This window comes from Microcoleus sp. D3_18a_C4 (assembly GCF_036702415.1).
Lineage (GTDB): Bacteria > Cyanobacteriota > Cyanobacteriia > Cyanobacteriales > Microcoleaceae > Microcoleus.
On the sequence record NZ_JAUBTI010000044.1, the window covers coordinates 22,019 to 37,812 of the forward strand.

Annotated in this window: 22 protein-coding genes; 8 read left to right on the top strand and 14 right to left on the bottom strand. The window is 46.8% G+C overall.

The features are described 5' to 3' along the window. Window positions 1-340: 340 nt before the first annotated feature. The 10 genes from QUB16_RS19035 to QUB16_RS19080 form a co-directional block, all read right to left on the bottom strand. Window positions 341-538, bottom strand: coding sequence for a hypothetical protein (locus tag QUB16_RS19035; RefSeq protein WP_333318436.1), 198 nt, complete (start codon window positions 536-538; stop codon window positions 341-343). Between the two features lie 109 nt (window positions 539-647). Continuing rightward, entirely contained in the window at window positions 648-1,103 is a 456-nt protein-coding gene (locus QUB16_RS19040) for a hypothetical protein (RefSeq protein ID WP_333318437.1), read from the bottom strand. Window positions 1,104-1,501: 398 nt separating this feature from the next. Next, complete coding sequence (locus QUB16_RS19045) at window positions 1,502-3,487, bottom strand: hypothetical protein (protein ID WP_333318439.1); 1,986 nt, start codon at window positions 3,485-3,487, stop codon at window positions 1,502-1,504. Further along, window positions 3,487-4,026 carry a hypothetical protein gene (locus QUB16_RS19050; RefSeq protein WP_333318441.1) on the bottom strand — a complete coding sequence of 180 codons (540 nt, stop codon included), beginning with the start codon at window positions 4,024-4,026 and terminating at the stop codon, window positions 3,487-3,489. The genes QUB16_RS19045 and QUB16_RS19050 overlap by 1 nt, the downstream gene beginning before the upstream one ends. Before the next feature lie 13 nt (window positions 4,027-4,039). After that, window positions 4,040-4,762 (bottom strand): hypothetical protein, encoded by a 723-nt coding sequence (locus tag QUB16_RS19055; protein ID WP_333318443.1) that lies wholly within the window; start codon window positions 4,760-4,762, stop codon window positions 4,040-4,042. A gap of 64 nt (window positions 4,763-4,826) precedes the next feature. Beyond that, entirely contained in the window at window positions 4,827-5,117 is a 291-nt protein-coding gene (locus tag QUB16_RS19060) for a hypothetical protein (RefSeq protein WP_333318445.1), read from the bottom strand. 13 nt (window positions 5,118-5,130) lie between these two features. After that, entirely contained in the window at window positions 5,131-5,346 is a 216-nt protein-coding gene (locus QUB16_RS19065; RefSeq protein ID WP_333318447.1) for a hypothetical protein, read from the bottom strand. 20 nt (window positions 5,347-5,366) lie between these two features. After that, complete coding sequence (locus QUB16_RS19070) at window positions 5,367-5,564, bottom strand: hypothetical protein (RefSeq protein ID WP_333318449.1); 198 nt, start codon at window positions 5,562-5,564, stop codon at window positions 5,367-5,369. 2 nt (window positions 5,565-5,566) lie between these two features. After that, complete coding sequence (locus QUB16_RS19075) at window positions 5,567-5,743, bottom strand: hypothetical protein (protein WP_333318451.1); 177 nt, start codon at window positions 5,741-5,743, stop codon at window positions 5,567-5,569. Next, entirely contained in the window at window positions 5,743-6,360 is a 618-nt protein-coding gene (locus tag QUB16_RS19080; RefSeq protein WP_333145241.1) for a hypothetical protein, read from the bottom strand. Before QUB16_RS19080 ends, QUB16_RS19075 begins: the two co-directional genes overlap by 1 nt. Before the next feature lie 158 nt (window positions 6,361-6,518). On the opposite strand from QUB16_RS19080, the gene QUB16_RS19085 reads away from it, so the two are divergent. The 5 genes from QUB16_RS19085 (at window position 6,519) to QUB16_RS19105 (ending at window position 8,900) form a co-directional block, all read left to right on the top strand. Beyond that, the gene (locus tag QUB16_RS19085; protein ID WP_333147908.1) at window positions 6,519-6,803 is read left to right on the top strand and encodes a ribbon-helix-helix domain-containing protein; all 285 of its coding nucleotides are present in this window, start codon (window positions 6,519-6,521) and stop codon (window positions 6,801-6,803) included. Between the two features lie 88 nt (window positions 6,804-6,891). Continuing rightward, entirely contained in the window at window positions 6,892-7,272 is a 381-nt protein-coding gene (locus QUB16_RS19090; protein WP_333318453.1) for a hypothetical protein, read from the top strand. A 263-nt stretch (window positions 7,273-7,535) separates the two neighbouring features. Next, window positions 7,536-8,171 (top strand): Uma2 family endonuclease, encoded by a 636-nt coding sequence (locus QUB16_RS19095; RefSeq protein WP_333318455.1) that lies wholly within the window; start codon window positions 7,536-7,538, stop codon window positions 8,169-8,171. 18 nt (window positions 8,172-8,189) lie between these two features. Next, window positions 8,190-8,387 (top strand): hypothetical protein, encoded by a 198-nt coding sequence (locus QUB16_RS19100; protein ID WP_333318457.1) that lies wholly within the window; start codon window positions 8,190-8,192, stop codon window positions 8,385-8,387. Between the two features lie 282 nt (window positions 8,388-8,669). After that, window positions 8,670-8,900, top strand: coding sequence for a hypothetical protein (locus QUB16_RS19105; protein WP_015179864.1), 231 nt, complete (start codon window positions 8,670-8,672; stop codon window positions 8,898-8,900). Window positions 8,901-9,034: 134 nt separating this feature from the next. Here QUB16_RS19105 and QUB16_RS19110 read toward each other — a convergent pair whose 3' ends face one another. Further along, a complete protein-coding gene (locus QUB16_RS19110; protein WP_263053643.1) occupies window positions 9,035-9,157 on the bottom strand; it encodes a hypothetical protein in 123 nt (40 codons plus the stop codon). Window positions 9,158-9,279: 122 nt separating this feature from the next. Between QUB16_RS19110 and QUB16_RS19115 the strand changes: the two genes are divergently transcribed. Beyond that, entirely contained in the window at window positions 9,280-12,270 is a 2,991-nt protein-coding gene (locus QUB16_RS19115; RefSeq protein WP_333318460.1) for a phage/plasmid primase, P4 family, read from the top strand. Between the two features lie 214 nt (window positions 12,271-12,484). Here QUB16_RS19115 and QUB16_RS19120 read toward each other — a convergent pair whose 3' ends face one another. Continuing rightward, on the bottom strand, window positions 12,485-12,721 hold the full coding sequence (locus QUB16_RS19120; RefSeq protein ID WP_333318462.1) for a hypothetical protein: 237 nt from the start codon (window positions 12,719-12,721) through the stop codon (window positions 12,485-12,487). Window positions 12,722-13,678: 957 nt separating this feature from the next. Here QUB16_RS19120 and QUB16_RS19125 point away from each other — a divergent pair. After that, window positions 13,679-13,867 carry a hypothetical protein gene (locus QUB16_RS19125; RefSeq protein WP_333318464.1) on the top strand — a complete coding sequence of 63 codons (189 nt, stop codon included), beginning with the start codon at window positions 13,679-13,681 and terminating at the stop codon, window positions 13,865-13,867. A gap of 62 nt (window positions 13,868-13,929) precedes the next feature. On the opposite strand, the gene QUB16_RS19130 is transcribed toward QUB16_RS19125, so the two are convergent. Beyond that, complete coding sequence (locus QUB16_RS19130) at window positions 13,930-14,115, bottom strand: hypothetical protein (protein WP_333147938.1); 186 nt, start codon at window positions 14,113-14,115, stop codon at window positions 13,930-13,932. Window positions 14,116-14,678: 563 nt separating this feature from the next. After that, on the bottom strand, window positions 14,679-14,867 hold the full coding sequence (locus QUB16_RS19135; protein WP_333318466.1) for a hypothetical protein: 189 nt from the start codon (window positions 14,865-14,867) through the stop codon (window positions 14,679-14,681). Between the two features lie 476 nt (window positions 14,868-15,343). On the opposite strand from QUB16_RS19135, the gene QUB16_RS19140 reads away from it, so the two are divergent. After that, the gene (locus QUB16_RS19140) at window positions 15,344-15,745 is read left to right on the top strand and encodes a plasmid mobilization protein (RefSeq protein WP_333318468.1); all 402 of its coding nucleotides are present in this window, start codon (window positions 15,344-15,346) and stop codon (window positions 15,743-15,745) included. Window positions 15,746-15,794: the final 49 nt, after the last annotated feature.

Genomic DNA, 15,794 nt, shown 5'->3' on the forward strand with positions numbered 1-15,794 from the left:
CAGGGGAGAGCAAATTACGGTTTGGGGGGTAAATGAGCAGTCGTAAAGAAACTTACGCTAAGGAATTGATTAGTCGTTTTGAATACTGCGCTCGCCTCTTATAAACCTGTACCAATTGATCTGTCTGAAATTTAAAAGCCTCAAATCCTTACTGTGCCGTACAAAAAAGCTGTACCAAAAAACCTATGCTCTAATTGGTACAGTTTAATTTTTAACTCTTTAAGTTTTTGAGAGACAAAAAAAGTAGTTCCCAGAATCCTTATCCAGTAAAACTTTCAGCCTTAGCGTAAGTTTCTGTACGACTGCTCATTTCACCCCATTACCAACACTATAAACGGCTTCAGGAGTTTTGGCGATCGGTTTTGTCGTGCCGCTGTTTCAAGAAATAATCAATTTTCTCTTTCGCTTGTGTCCGAGTTCCTTCGCCCGTACAAAAATATCCGTAGCTTAGGCAGTGAATTTCCCAGCGCGACGGCCAGAGAAAGCAGAGAAAGTCGTGATAAAAAAAGATACTTTCGATCGGGTCAATCGGGCCCATAGTGTTAGTTATTGGGTATTGGCTATTAGTAGAGTAGCTACCACTATTAGCCCGCGCCACGATGCCAAATCACCTCTAATACCGTAGCGCTCGTTTATATTGTCGATGTTCAGCGGGCGATGTTCAGTGCTGTCAACTGATCAGCATTTAACTGCTGAAGTTGCTGTGGGGGTTGCCAGCGTCTGCCTAATATTTCTCGCATTTCAAAAAGCCCGATCGGGCGCTTCCACTGCTTTGGCTCGCTGACCCAAATACCCACGCCACAAATGGTATTTGAATAATAGGTGTCAAATTCCGATTGCGTAACGTAGGCGAGCTTACCTCGTTGTGACTGCTCCCACAAACGCTCAATAATCAGAGGTTCACGTTTGACAACTTTAACCGTACCGATCACTTTTCCTTGTGGCAAGGTTGAGTAGATAACTAAGTTATCGCCTGGTTTGAGTGATGCGCCGAAGTTGCCTTTGCGTAGCTCGATCGACTTGGGATTATGGGAAAGGAAGAACGTAGATGCCCAACGTGGACGGACTGAAATTAGAAACGTGCGATCTGATTTCGTTTTCATTTCCCCTTCCCCATCAAGTTTAGAAATGGATTCAGAATCATCAAGCACACGGTCGAGAGCCTTAGATAATTGGAAACAATCAGACGTAATGGCGACGGAGTTCGGGAGTCTCCATTTAGGTTCCAAAACATATCTCGATGAATCAGTTTATGCGCTTCCGGCGAAAGAGGGACGCAATCTCTAACAACCCATTCATTTCGTAAGTTTTTGTAATGCAAATGGTGCGCGTGTGTTGCTGGTTTCCAGGGATGTAGCGCACACCGCTTACCTGTTGCTGCGAGTACGTTGTTGCTCTTTTTGCGCCAATTCACGGATTGAATATAGGTGATATATTCTGCACTTCTAGCCATTGTTTTGTCCTCTTTTAGTGGATATAATGTCACCCCGATTAATGCTTATTAGTCGTCCAAATCATCCTCGCTCAAGTCATCCTCGCTATCACTGATTCCCTTGAGATTTTTCAGCATTTTTCTGGCCTCTACGAATAGCTGATGATTGCGCCCGCCACGGGTGACACCCCAAAGTACCCAAATCGTTTTCTTGAGTCCTAATTTTTGCTCAATAACAAGCTTTGCTAGTTCGAGTTTTTCTTCGTGTTCCAGGGGAGAATCAGGGGCGAAAACTGGTGTTTGGTGTGTTCCAGCCTTGATCGCCTCAAACATAGCTGAAATGCGTTCCGCTCTTGTTCCGTAAGGCGTTCCGGGATTCTGCGAGCCTGTTCCGAGAGCGTCTAAAGGCGTTCCAGCCTGTTCCGAGATATCAGAATTCGGAACAGTCGGAACATCGTCAAATGATGGCTGGTTGCCTCCAAAGCTCAATTCAATTTCCGGCATCAAACCTAATACTGGGTTGCCAATTGTGGAGAGGATGACTGGGGTTTGCTCAGCCATCGAAATAGGAATTAATTGCTTCAAATCAGAGGTTAATTTGTCTCTGGTATCCTTGCTGGCGATGACTCTTTGATTGTTTAACAACTGTTCAATTACTCCATAAGAACCTTGCTCCTCATCATTGCTCGTAGTTCTCACCAAACCTTGAGCTATGAGCGCCAAATTGAGACGGATGTTTGAGTCAGCGACTCCACTTGATGCAAGGTTAAAAGTTTGGGTGCAAATAAAATACCCCACATTGTACTGACCGCCAACAGTCGCGATACTTCCCAACTTGGAAGCCTTATCTTCCCATAGCTGTGCATTTCGTTTCTGCACTAAGCACTGGTGAGTAGCAAACCAATCTTCGAGGATTAATTTAATTGGTCGATTGCGGTAGGTTTCCTCGGTTGCTGGTTGGGATTTCCGACTCTGCAACTTCGCGTAAACTTCGTCCAGAAACTTCATCGACTCCTCTGGAAATAGCGGGTCAAATATGGCAATTCGGTTGCGAGGAACGCCGGGAAAATCTTCGTATTTTTGGGCAATCACGTAGATTTCAGCCTGCGGAAAGCGCGTCTTTGTGTCTCGCAGCCACTTGTGCAGAGTGCGAGTTTTGCCAGTGCGAGTAGGGCCAGCTAGGAAGATTGATGTATTGATGCCCGCTAGGGAATTTAGGATTCTGGCTGCTATTTTCCGAGCTATCTCAAGGTTGGAGCTTAACTCAATTATCGCTGCTGTTGAAGATTCAACCTTGTCGCTAGGGTTGTTAATGCCGTCAAATGTTTGTGTCCCCGTTAGCTGAAGTTGAAAGGGATTCTTTTGGTTCCGCAGAAAAGCGATATATTCTTGCTTTTTATCCTCAGACAATCCCGCAGTTTCCGCCTCGAAAACTGCTTCCTCAGCTTCCATTTGAGCAATTCTGATATCGGCTTCACCCAAAACTTCACACTGTTTTAAAACCACCGCACAGTCATTCGCGACCGCCTCCACATCGCCCTCGGCCTGTACTTCTTTAATCCTCATTGCCCGGTAATCTTCCAGCAGCTCAGTACGAGCCGCCAGTTGACCTTTTGCTAGGTCGCGTTTTTCGGTAAGAAGCTCATAGTTTGCAAGCTGACGCTCGGAGTTTTGCAGACTTCTCAAGCCAACACCTGCAATCCAAAAACTGCAACCAGCAAGCGCCATCCATAATGCTTTATGTGGATTTGTGGCGGGTATTTGCTTATGGAAAATTAGGTTGGGATTAGCCTTCCACTTCTCTGCGTGGTACTCGGTCATTATGTAGGGTTTGCCTGCCTTATCAAGACATTGCAAGGCTTGTTTGTTACGGATGCAAAGTTGCACCCGATTGCTTGCCGTCCCCTGGATTGCGGTTATCCCGCTATACACCCCCAGCATCAGTGCCAAGCCGACTGCCGACAGCTTAGCGCCAACCGGGAGTCTTTCAAAGGTCAGAAGTAGTGCGCGGTTTGACTTAAGTAATTGAGCGTGTTTTTCGGTTAATGGTGTCATTACTTGCTCCCTCCTTTGGCTTTGAACATTAGGCAGAAAACGATAAGCACAAGCGCAATTGAAGGCAAGTAATCAAAGTTGCTAGAAGTTGGTTTTTTTACCGTCTGAATTTCTTTTATACCTGTCTCCAGACGTGGTTCTACATCGCTTACTTGCTGCGATTCAGATAATGGTTCAGCGAGACTAGCAATCATGCCAAGCGTCACTCCAACGCCGACAATTGCAGTAGGTAAGCGATGCTTAGATTGCCCGGTAATCTTGGCTGCTAAGTAAATCTGGTAGATACCAATTGCAACAATTGACCCGCCTGCAACCTGCATTGAATGGAACATAAAAACCACTGCCGAACCTAAGACTGTGGGCGCTACTACTTCACAGAGATTGGCAGCGTCCCGGTACTGGCGCTCGGCGTTGGTTTCCTCTGGCTGCGGTTGGTCAATTGTTGGTGCTGCTGTAGTTTGATATTGCTGCTGTTGCTGTTGTTGGTGCTGTCCCCCCACAAAAGAGAGGGGACTTGCCCCGATAAAACCTTCGTGCATAGTCCCCTCACTTTTAACGGTTGTTGAAATTCATTACATTCGCAAACCAGCCCCCAAATCCTCTAGGCGAACCAGTTGCCGACACGCTGGCGCTGTTGTTGCTGGCAGATCCAATAGTCACTGGCACTTTCTCCTGAATCCCTTTATCCGAGCCGACTGTTGCGCGACTGAGCAGCTTCTGTCGGCGTTCTCGGAGCGATTCTTGAATTGTTTGCCTTTTCTCTGCCACCTCACCCCGATTTGCGATGGCTTCCATCTTGTTCTCGTGTCGCCAAAGCTCGGCCTGTAAGTCGCCTGTGAGCTCGGAAGCAATCTCGGCTAGTCCGTGCTGACGCTTGGTTTCAATCTTCAGCATCGCTGCACGGTCTTTCGCGTCTAGTTGCTCCATCTCCGAGCCGAATTCCGCATTGAGCTTGCGAATTTTAGCGATGGCATTTGCAACTTTGGAGCCGAATTTTTTCCTAATTTCTGTCCATCTGACCTGACCATCGCTGATTTTTTCCAGCGACTCTAAGTAGCTTGTAGCGTTATCAAGGAAGGGTTCTAAAACTAAGGCAAGCTGTTCGGCATTGGCTGCTTTATCTGCCATCGCTTCAAGCTTCGTAACATCGCTCAAGTAAGAGAGAATGTCCGCCTCGGTGTCAGCCCACTCGCCCGCCTTCTCGTCAATGTATGGGCTGTGACCTGCTGCGGGGTTCCTTATTGCTACGCTGCTAGTGTCTCGTCCAAAATCCATAGTAAAATCTCCTTAGATGATTCCCCCAGCGCAAGCTAGGGGATGATTTACGCGGCCAGCCGATTTACTTTCTCAGGGCGATCGGCTGGCTTTGATTTGTCATTTGGTTGAGCTTGTCAGATACTCGATCGCCCGCCGGATGACCAATAACGGGCAGAAATTCACCGCGTCGCCAGCTTTCCGAAAGTTCGATCGCCGTTGCCAAATCCAGTCCAACGGCCATAAATTGGCACTCCGGGAATCCGAGGTTATCGCAATTGATGCACGGACGCTCTGGCTCATCGGTAACAGGCGGCTGCAACATTGCCCAGATTTCTGGATTGGATTCAGACGTAATTTCAAAAACTTTGGTCATTGCTCAAGCCCTCCTATTTAGAAACGCTTCCAGCATCATCTGAATTCAGATTAATGCTGTTGTTAATCGTGACGTTTCCGTGAATAATTGTCGGTTCCGGGACTCGTTTTGCGCCAGATTGATAGCCTGTGTCAAAGCCAACTGCAAAGACAAGAGCATTGGTCAATAACGCACCGCTAACCATTATCTTTGTCAGGTTTTTGTCGAAGTCTTTGTCATCATCAAGCATCGCCTAAACCTCCTCAGATTTCACGTCAATTGCATCATCACCGTCTTTCGACAAATCCTTGCGTGTTGGTGTTGGTGTTGGTGTTGGTGTTGGTTGATAACTGTGCCAGCGATAAAATCACCCTCGATTTTCTCGACATAGTTACCACCGTTCGTGTTAATAACCCGTTTGCCGGGTTTACCGTCTTCAAACACCACACCGTTAATAATTCGTACCATTTTTACTCCCTCAAACTACTAATTTGACCAACTACTGCAATCGCTACAGCATCCGCTACACCTTCATCTCGCAACTGTAATGCAGCAGCCTGTATAGCTTCCTGTGGGCGGTTTCCCACAACATTAAAGGTTCTCGTTGTGTTGCATTCCCGGCTGACTTTCACTTTAAAAAAAGCCATTATTCTACTCCCCCTAACTGCATAGCCCGCAATTGCGCTAATACTTCGTTTTGTGCCTTCTGTTCAGCTTGAAATATTGCCAAGCCTTGTGCTGCGCCCCGGTTCTGTGCTGCGTTGATTCTGGCTTGGCTTAAGTCAGAATCACGTTTTTGTGCCGCTTCATTCTCTGAGGCAATTTGAGCCAGAACTTGCATAACCGACTGATTCAAAGATGCCGAGGTAGTTGCAGCATTTTGACCAAGTTGAGTGATGCGTTGATCCAATGCTGGGGTGTATTCGTTGATTGTCAATGCTCCGGCTGGGGTCGCAGAAGGTGCGGTCGGTGTGGCTTCTACCAGCTTGCGGAGTTCGCTGAGTTTTCCAGCATTCAGTAGTTTGCAAGCTTTCAGGGCAAGCTCAGAGTATTGAGTGGCCCGCGCACCCCCACGCCGTAAGGCTTTAAGCTCAATGCCGTAGATATCTTGTAGCTTGGCAATCGCCTTCTGCAACCCAGACTTATTCAAATTAAGGATGCGCTGCACTTGCGCCGCTGAGTACCAACGTTCAATCGATTCTCTGAGAGAGGAATCGATTTCTGTAACCTCTACGTCAATCACAGCCTGGTTTTTAAGTTCCATAGTTTCGCCTGCTTTGGGAGAATCAATTCAGAATCGATTTGGAATCGATTCTGATGTTTGCCATCATAGCACATCACATCATGGTTACACATAGTACAATCAAAACAGAAGGTGACAGAACATAGCATGATGGAAGGAGAGATATTGAATATGAACTAATGAGTAGAAAACTAAATGCTGTAATTCCCGATGAAACTTGGGAAGCTTTAGATGAGATAGCTAACCGCGAAATGCGTACCAAAAGCCAGATGGCAGCAATCCTTTTAGGAGAAGCGATTGCAGAGTACCGCAAGCGGCATTCTTTAAAAAATACCGAGGCTGACTTAGCAGATGCTGCCGATCGCCCCGCAGACCCCCAGCCCACAGAACCGGAGCCGATCGCAGCAAAGCCAGCAACAGCAGCGAAAGCTAAGCGGGGTAAGGCAAGTAAAGGTGCTAGTTAATGTCTAGTAACCCTCTAGCATTAAATTCTCACAATTCAACCCAAACTATGCCGACCGCCATTCCTTGACCTTTATTACAAAGAAGTAAATGAACAGTTCCGATCGATTAGACCGAATAGAAGCAATCCTTGCCGCCACCGCAGTGCAGCAGCAGGCAAACACCGAGGCTCTGACCAGGCTGGAAGCTCAGACTTCTGCCAACAGCGAAGCGATCGGGCGGTTGGAAGTTCAAACTCTTGCCAATGCGACAGCCATAGATCGCCTGACCGATCGCGTTGACCGACTGGCTCAACGTTTTGACGGTCTGGTTTCAGCAATCGGGAGCCATCAAGAAGCGCTGAGGCTGATTTCCCAGCAGAACAACGAATGGCGAGAGCAAATGCGAATCATTCAAACAGAAATTCGCGACCTCTGGCAGTACCTCAATAACCAGCTCCGAAACCGTGGCAACGGCGGCGGGCAAAACTGAAGCGGCTGCCGATCAAGCGTGGAGAAGTTGGGGCGGTGCGGGCGATCGGCTTCTTAACAAAGCTTGGTATAAACTCCCGATCGCACTCCCGACCCGCAGCCAACAGAATCGGAGCCAACAGAATCGGAACCAGCGACAGCAGCGAAAGCCAAGCGGGGTAAGGTCAGTAAAGGTGCTAGTTGATGTCTAGCAACTATTTAGCAACTATTTAGCAACTATCTAGCAAGTATCTAGCAAATGTCTAGCAAAGGAAACAGGCAACCATGATCCAAACCCAAACCAAGACAGTCACATTTGACGAGTTCGCGGCCTGGTATCCAGAGAACTCAGTCCGCCGCTACGAGCTACACAAAGGAGTAATTGTCGAAATGCCTTTAGGAACTGGCCCCCATTCCCGTGTTACAGGTTTTACCAGGGATGAAATCAGTGCAGAAATCAGGCGACTGAAATTGCCTTACTTTATCCCCGGTGACTGTCTGCTTAAACCCATTCGTGATGAGGCAGGTTATCAGCCCGACGTAATTGTCTTAGACCAAGTGGCTCTCGCAAACGAACCGCGCTGGGATAGGGAATCCATCATCACGATGGGGTCTTCTGTACGGCTGGCTGTAGAGGTCGTTAGCACTAATTGGCAGGATGATTACCATTTCAAGTTTGCCGATTATGAAAAATTGGGTATCCCGGAATATTGGGTTGTTGACTATGCTGCTTTGGGTGGCCGGCGGTTCGTTGGCAATCCCAAACAACCCACTCTCTCGGTTTACCAGTTGGTTGACGGCGAGTATCAAATCAGCCAGTTTCGGGGAGATGACCTGATTGAGTCGCTAACTTTCCCACAACTGAAGTTGACAGCCAAACAGATTTTTCGCGCTGGCTTGCCACCAACCGAACCGAACTAGAGACTGGATCGATCGCCCGTGGGGAGTTGTGGCGGCGCGGACGATCGGCGGTGCGGAGAGTTGCGGGGAGTTGTGGCGGCGCGGACGATCGGCGGTGCGGAGAGTTGCGGGGAGTTGCGGGCGATCGGCTTGAATTTACTTGAATTTATTGGAATTTATTTGTTTTTAATAGTTCAAGCTGCCGTTTTTTTGCGTAAAATTTACCACTTTGCGTAAAGTCGTAAATAAGTCAAAATTGCTTGCTAACCATCGGTTGCCCCGTACTTTTACTCAAATTTCCGAACCATCTTTGCGTTTGCGAATAACTGATATTTGTTCGTCCTCTCTTCACAGTCCAAACTGTTTATGCAAGAACTCTTACAAGTTCTTTTGGGGAGCTGGACGATCGAGCCAGTAAGGTTTGCACCTGTTTTGCTGCCCAAATACACGGTTCGATCGCAACTGACTTTCAGGTGCTAGAATCTATTTACTTGCTGATCGATTATTGAGGCAAACCGTATGCTCTATTCGGAAAACAAAGTACAAGTTGCAGTTTGGCTGCAACCAGAAGTTGTCGCCAACTGCGATACCTATGCCGAATATTTCTCCCTGTCTTGCTCTGGCTTTATCAATGAAGCTTTAAAACTTTACATTCGGCACGCCGCCGAAAAACATTGCCAGTTGCTAGCAGAAAACGGAGAGAACGGCACTAATTCGCACGAACACAACGAAGAAGCGCTGGCAGCGTAAGCTTTCCAGCGCTTTTTACGATTTTTTATACACCCTAACTTTGCCAACAAAAATCTTGGCGGGTTTTTCAAACAAAGTTAGGAATCACACCGCAATAAAGGGCGGCTCTTACCAATATTATGTCACACCTGGTTTCAAGAAACACGCGCCCCATTGGCGACGTGGCGGTTAATGCTAGCCTTCGTGCTAACTTGCTGGCTAGCTGTAGCGGTACGATCGCAGGTTCCCCGAAATCTGACACTACCCATAGCTTTCATAGCTTCAAAAAGTCTTCAAACCTACGCTGTAACTCAATTTCACTATATTCCCCGCTAAATACGACAACTAACCGGGAATTTTCTGCTGTTGATTTTGAAGCTGTGATCGGGGGTGCGGTGTAATGAGTACCACACAATCTACACAAGAAAGCCAAGGACTTGATACCGCGCAATCCACGCCGGATGTGAAGGGGTTAGGAACGCTATGCAGCATTGACAAAAAATCCCTCACCGCCGACCACGAAGCCCACATCTCAGGTAGAGGCTTACTCAATGATTGGGTCCGCGCCTGCTGCCACAGTGCCAGCATCGCCCAAGCTTCACATTATTTGGGGTATTCAGTAAAATCACCGGGCATCCTATTTATGGGGAAAGATGGGCAAGTACAATACCGACCCGATATCCGGGAGCCGAAGCGAGGTAAAAAGGAACCCCCGAAATACCTTTCCCCAAGCGGAGAATTTGACGCTTTCCTCCCCCCATCCCCCGACAACCCGCTCTACTGGGAGATTGAAGCCCTAAAGCGAGAAGCTTTTTATATCAATGGTGTACCCTACATCCTGATTACTGAGGGAGTATTCAAAGCCATTGCCGGGTGTTCAAATGGTATCCCTACGATTTCCTTGCTGGGAGTAGAGCAAGGCCTCACAGGTAAAGCCCGCGACCCCGAAAATCAGCGATTTCTAGTGCCCGCACTGAGAAGGCTTGCAGAAGCTGGTTTTGGCTTTATTATTGGCTTTGATGCTGATGCGGCCACAAATCAAAATGTCCGCGCAGCCGAGCGGAAATTGGCCAAGCAATTGGCTAAATTCAATGTGCCTGTGAGAAGTGTCACAGGCGACTGGGAGAAAGGCCCGAACGGTGAATTTAAAGGGATGGACGATTTTATTCAGCACAAAGGGATTGAGGAATTCCGAGCAATCCTCACCAAAGCAAAACTGTTTGGCGAGAAAGAGGGTGATGCCGATGGCGAGAAGAAAAGCAAATTCCCTAGCGCTGATGCGATGTCGAGAGAGATAGCAGAGGATTATCGAGATAAGCTTGCCTTCAACAATGAAGTGCTTTGCTGGTATCACTACGAAGCCGATACACCGGGTATTTGGAGTCCAGAAACGGATGAATACGTTGAATCTATTATCTACCAAATCATCAAATCTAAGGGCTTAACAAACCTACCGCCAACTTACGTCAGCTCGGTAAAACGTTTCCTGCGACATGAATTAATAGAGCGGAAATGGAAGTCGAAAGCTGGCTTACTTCCCTTTCAGAATGGAGCTTTAGAGATTGCTACGGGCAAATTATATCCCCACTCCCCCGGCTACAAATTCACATGGGCGTTGCCACGCCCGCACTCAGTTGTCGATACTGAGTGGGGAAAAATCAGACAATGGCTAGACTTTGCCACACACGGCAACATTCATGTGCAGAATCTTCTGTTAGCCTTTGCTGCTGCTGTTCTTAAAGGCCGAGCGGAAGTCCAAAAGTTTTTGCACTTAATCGGTATCGGAGGCAGTGGAAAGGGTACATTTATTCGGTTGTTAGTAGCGCTAATTGGAATAGAAAATACGCACAGCAGCACTTTAGAGGATTGGTGCAACAATCGCTTTGAAGCAGCCCAAGCTTACTGTAAACGGCTGCTAATATTCCCAGATGAAAACCGAGGAACGCGGTCGCTAGGCAAGTTCAAACAGGTGACGGGCGGGGATTGGCTGCGAGCTGAAGAGAAGGGTCAGAAACCTTTTAAATTCAAGTTTGAAGGCATGGTTGTTGTCGCCTCAGAGTTCCCTATTTTCGGCGCTGATTCAGGCAGTGGCATGGCCCGCCGTACAATCTCTGTGCCTTTTAGCGCTGCCGTCGGAACCCGTCGGGATTTGGACAAGGAATTCCTGCCAGAACTGGCGGCTTTTACCAATTACCTGCTCTCACTTGATGATGCTTGGGTGGAGAATACCTTGCGTGGTGTGATGGATATTCCTGAGATTGGGGCCCAATTCTGGGAGAGCAAGATTCGGGAGGATAGTGTGGCCGGCTTCCTCAATGACAAATTGATATTAGACCCATTCGCTCAAACCAGCATAGGGGATTCCCCTAATGCTGAAGGTACGCTTTATCAGGCTTACCACCAATACTGTGCAGACCAGGGCCACAAACCGCAGGCGGTGAAGAACTTCAGCCCCAATCTAATTGAATGCGCCAGCACAATCCTCGGATGGCAGATAGAAAAAGCGCATACCAAGATAGGCAAAATCATCAAAGGTTTGCGTCTCCGAACCAAAGCAGACGAGCATATCCCGACCTACGATTACGAATTGCAATTGCGCTGCAAAGCTGGTGACGGATGCGGTGACGGGTCGGTGACGGTTCCGGTGACGGGTCAGAACCTTTACTCAGAGACGATTACAGCTTCGGTGACGGATAAACCCTTATCTCAAGGGGAAGAAAATGTCGAAATACAAACAGAAATAAAAAAAGCTCCCGTCGAGGTCAACGAGAGTGTTATCAGCAATGCAGATAATGAGGTATCGGTGAATCCGTCACCATCGCCCGAACCCTTGCCAGTAGCCGATTGTGACCGGTCACCGAATCCGTCACCGAATCCGTCATCGAATCCCGCAGAACTTAACGAAGATGAGCTCAACCTGGTAGAGATGATTCGTGTGGCAACGGCAGAACCCGACCCCGAAGCTGCACGACGGGCAGCGGCCGACATTCTGCCAATTCTCAAAGATGTCTGTGCCAGGGGAGCTGCAAACCGCGAGAAAGTTTGGGCCGCTTTAACCGAATCGGAGCGGACGACATTCTCTGCGCTATCGGCTCCGCCGATGATCGCACTTACCGGCAATCCGCAAGAACCAGAATCCTTGCAACCCGCGCCAGAGCCGGAATTAATCGCCCCCGCCGATGCCGAAAAATTGCGAGAAATTGCGACTGTTTGGTGGCCCGAATACTACCTACAACAGCTTCAAACCCTGATTACACAGATGTTTGGCTGGGGTGCGCCGGGGACTCGGTACGGTGTCGCCACCATTACCGCTTGGCTAGCCTCTGAGGATGCCGTAGTGCGTGAGCGGATAGGCGAACTGATTCGCCGACGCTCGGAGGGTAGCTGCTAATTTTGACAGTCAATAAAAAACCACACAAAATTGTCCGGTTTCAGTGACTTGTAGCTCGTTGTCCTTGTTTTGCCTCAAAATCAAACTGATGTAGGCATCAATAAACACGCTTACGCCCAATCGCCTGTTGCGTTGTTGCACCGATGGAGCCACAATTGTCGCAGGCGACGCATCCGGTCGCGTATATTTCCTACGGCTAGAAGGGATAGAACCATTAATATAAATTTCTTACGCGATCGTCGGCGAGGCAGAACTTGCCCGGTTTAAGCAGATTGCCGATCGTTGCCCCGTTTTTTGATTTCTTCGTGCTGACACGGAATGAACCAGGCGATCGGCTTGATGCGGTAACTTGATCGCCCGCCAGAAGACTTATCTGTTCGCGACTCGCACCGTTGATCGAAGCCGTCACCAAAAAATTAGCTAATCTTTTGTGTGCCCTAAAGTCAGGCATTTGCAGTATAAAATCAGGTGTGTACTGTACAAAATCAGTGAGAATACAGGCATTTGCAGGGACTGGCCTCTACCTGTTTTTATCCGAAAATATCCGGCAAACGCCTGCAATTTCATGTCCCTTTACTGCTTTTTTGTGCCGAGAGTGTATTTTTGTTTTGAGGCTGGTTATAGCTGTTCTTTCTCGGTAGCAAGCAATGGTTTTGCGATCGCAAACCGTGACTAATGCGTCCAGACGAAAAATATCCACCCCCCATGAATATTGAGCATACTGCTTACCCGCAGTTCAAACCTTATTGATATAGAATAAGGAACGACGGCGATGATCGCGACTGAAGCCCAAATACATCAATAAGAGCGGTAAGGTATGGGACAGGCACTGCCAACTATTTTGTTGTTGAAATATATTAGCGATCGCTCTTTACGCCTAAGTAAGTCGGCGCTTTAAAACGCAACTATGTAAACGATGTAAAGTGTTCAAATGCTCTCTACTGGCTGACTTAAGCCTATTTACATACTGTTACATTATTCGGTTTAATCCCGCCTACCTACTTAGAAATTACTACCTGGACTAATAGGGTGGAGAATTATAACCGCCATTAATAGCTAGGAGTCGAGCGACTGCTGTAAACCAAGTCAGGGAATAAATGTTTAGCCGACTGTCAAGCTTTATCAGACAACAACAGTTTAGCCGATTGCAAAGCGCGAGTCCGACAACAGCAATTTACGCGACTGTCAAGGCTGACATAACGGCTGCTGTGTTGCCAATTTTCTCATACTCCTTATTTGATTTTTTATTCAATTTAGATAACGGCTACTGTGTTACCAATTTTTTCGCACTTGCTTAAATTGATTTTTAATTCAACTTAGGTATCGTAACTTGACTATTAAATCAATCCACTTGTTGTTAAAAACGCTAAAAAATTAGCTAATTGTTGCGTCAGCTAAAGTCAGGCAAGTGCAGTATAAAGTCAGGCAAGTGCAGTATAAAGTCAGGCGTTTGCAGGTATTTGCAGGGGCTGCACTTTACCTGTATTTACCGGAAAATATCCTGCAAACGCCTGACTTTTTCGGTCAAATTACTGCTTTTTTGTGCTGTTCGTGTCTTGACCTGTTGAGGCTGGTTATGGCTGTTCTTTCTCGGTAGCAAGCAATGTTTTTGTGATCACAAACCTGACTTTTACGCGCAGAAACAAAAACAATGCACCCTCATGAATGCGGTAATCCTAAGTGCAAGGCGATCGCGCTCTTGCTAGCTGTCGGACGAACGATAATCACAGCGAGCATCGACTTGATAGGGTCAATGGTGAGCCAGTGGTAGCGACAATCCGGCAGATTCGGATATTCGAGTAAGGGCAGCGGAGTCGAGTCGCGAGTTGTAGTTTTTAAAGTCAAAATAATTCAAATCACCACAAAGATTTGGCTTTGAATCGATCGCCGTGCAGCTATCGCCACAAACACCTAAAAACTAGAGATGGAGTGTCAAGGGGCTTAATTTTACCCGCTCTTCAACTGTGCCTCCCAATCAATACCACTGATGCGATGTTAGCCAAGTGTTTCAAAAGGCTTGGTTTTACCCGCTCTTCAACTGTGCCGATTGCTCCTAGTGTTGTGGCGACTTTTCTGGCAACACTGGCATCAATTACCGCAACTGTCCCCATTGAACTTGGGTAGCATCGTTACGGCCTAAAACTTAGAGGCGCGAGGCTCACGCGCTCTCTCTGAAATCAAGTACAACCGTACCAACGCCCCACAATTGTCGCTGCCTTCAAATTGCCTAGTTTAACAAGTTTCGCCGCATTTGCTTTGACTACAAATTTCACTGGCTTGCGGAAGTAACGCTATTAGCATTCTGGCAGCAAAAAAATATTGAGGCACTTCACTTTTTTTGTACAAAAGTGCGGGAGCACGCTTTGCCTCTGCTACAATTGCTTAAAATAGGATTGTAGAGTTTGCTGTTAAATTGTTAAATTGGTATTAAGCGTACCGGGACAGGGAAAAACCTCAAAATTAACTTTTTTGGACTGGCTTTTCATGATTTTTTTTGCATAAATTTGAGTTTTTGTGAGTTTTTGTGAGTTTTTTGCTGCAAATACTGCTTCGACTTCAGCTAATAGTTCAAGCTGAGCTTGCATAGTTTTACTCATGAAAACTCACAAAAACTCAAATTTATGCAAGCTGGGAAACCAAGGAAAAAAGCAGAGATGAGCGATAGCAAGCAATGTTTTTGTGATCACAAATCGCACTTTTACGTGCAGAAATAGAAATAATGCACCCTCCTTTTACGGAAGCCTAACCATAAGGTCGGGTTTAATACTTTTTTAAGCTTTAATGACAACTGTAACTATTTGTACTACAATTCAAGCTGAATATTATACAGCTATAAGAAATTAGAGGGAGAAAATGCTTCAAAAGCAATTCAACAAGCTCATCACTTATTCAAGTGCGATCGCACCTCAACCCACTATTCTATACAAATAAAGAAAATTATAGTCAGTCTCTACCTTAATAAACTGTCTAAACAGCCCTCTCCAATTGGGGGATATAAATTCACCTGAATAGCGCTTGTCGATTACAGTTATTAACTTGTATCTTGGCAATAGATTTTTACTGATTAAAAGCTATGAAAACTTTACTGAAAGTAAGACCCAGAGAACGGCTATCAAACCATATCCACATTCGCCTAACTGACTCGGATTATAGCCAAATTCAAACATTAGCGAACCAAGTAAATTTGAGTATGAGCGACTTCATCCGTCGTGCAGCTTTGAAAAGAGCCATGCCACGCCCTCTAACTGTATTTGACTTGAAAGCCTATCAAGTTTTATGCCAAATTAATGCCCAACTTAGAGTTGCCGGAAACAACCTCAATCAAATTGCTAAAGCTTGCAATAGTGCTGTGGCATTGGGAGAACCAGTTGTTGTCAATACAGGACTCTTAGAAAGCGTACAGCAATTCATTCGAGAAAACCAAACTACAATTAAAACAATAGTTGCAAACCTTGCCAATTCTACAGTCCGCTAATTTTTAACAAGCCTGAGCAATCGATGCAATAAACCTACTGCAAAACGGT

Excerpts from the sequence above, each read along its gene's own strand:
- QUB16_RS19105 (WP_015179864.1), top strand. The coding sequence starts at position 8,670 with ATGCTCTATTCGGAAAACAAAGTACAAGTTGCAGTTTGGCTGCAACCA.
- QUB16_RS19050 (WP_333318441.1), bottom strand. The coding sequence starts at position 4,026 with ATGCACGAAGGTTTTATCGGGGCAAGTCCCCTCTCTTTTGTGGGGGGA.
- QUB16_RS19085 (WP_333147908.1), top strand. The coding sequence starts at position 6,519 with ATGAGTAGAAAACTAAATGCTGTAATTCCCGATGAAACTTGGGAAGCT.
- QUB16_RS19055 (WP_333318443.1), bottom strand. The coding sequence starts at position 4,762 with ATGGATTTTGGACGAGACACTAGCAGCGTAGCAATAAGGAACCCCGCA.
- QUB16_RS19040 (WP_333318437.1), bottom strand. The coding sequence starts at position 1,103 with ATGAAAACGAAATCAGATCGCACGTTTCTAATTTCAGTCCGTCCACGT.
- QUB16_RS19070 (WP_333318449.1), bottom strand. The coding sequence starts at position 5,564 with ATGGTACGAATTATTAACGGTGTGGTGTTTGAAGACGGTAAACCCGGC.
- QUB16_RS19075 (WP_333318451.1), bottom strand. The coding sequence starts at position 5,743 with ATGGCTTTTTTTAAAGTGAAAGTCAGCCGGGAATGCAACACAACGAGA.
- QUB16_RS19095 (WP_333318455.1), top strand. The coding sequence starts at position 7,536 with ATGATCCAAACCCAAACCAAGACAGTCACATTTGACGAGTTCGCGGCC.
- QUB16_RS19045 (WP_333318439.1), bottom strand. The coding sequence starts at position 3,487 with ATGACACCATTAACCGAAAAACACGCTCAATTACTTAAGTCAAACCGC.
- QUB16_RS19065 (WP_333318447.1), bottom strand. The coding sequence starts at position 5,346 with ATGCTTGATGATGACAAAGACTTCGACAAAAACCTGACAAAGATAATG.
- QUB16_RS19120 (WP_333318462.1), bottom strand. The coding sequence starts at position 12,721 with ATGCCTGACTTTAGGGCACACAAAAGATTAGCTAATTTTTTGGTGACG.
- QUB16_RS19060 (WP_333318445.1), bottom strand. The coding sequence starts at position 5,117 with ATGACCAAAGTTTTTGAAATTACGTCTGAATCCAATCCAGAAATCTGG.
- QUB16_RS19110 (WP_263053643.1), bottom strand. The coding sequence starts at position 9,157 with ATGAAAGCTATGGGTAGTGTCAGATTTCGGGGAACCTGCGATCGTACC.
- QUB16_RS19080 (WP_333145241.1), bottom strand. The coding sequence starts at position 6,360 with ATGGAACTTAAAAACCAGGCTGTGATTGACGTAGAGGTTACAGAAATC.
- QUB16_RS19135 (WP_333318466.1), bottom strand. The coding sequence starts at position 14,867 with ATGAGTAAAACTATGCAAGCTCAGCTTGAACTATTAGCTGAAGTCGAA.
- QUB16_RS19035 (WP_333318436.1), bottom strand. The coding sequence starts at position 538 with ATGGGCCCGATTGACCCGATCGAAAGTATCTTTTTTTATCACGACTTT.
- QUB16_RS19140 (WP_333318468.1), top strand. The coding sequence starts at position 15,344 with ATGAAAACTTTACTGAAAGTAAGACCCAGAGAACGGCTATCAAACCAT.
- QUB16_RS19115 (WP_333318460.1), top strand. The coding sequence starts at position 9,280 with ATGAGTACCACACAATCTACACAAGAAAGCCAAGGACTTGATACCGCG.
- QUB16_RS19090 (WP_333318453.1), top strand. The coding sequence starts at position 6,892 with ATGAACAGTTCCGATCGATTAGACCGAATAGAAGCAATCCTTGCCGCC.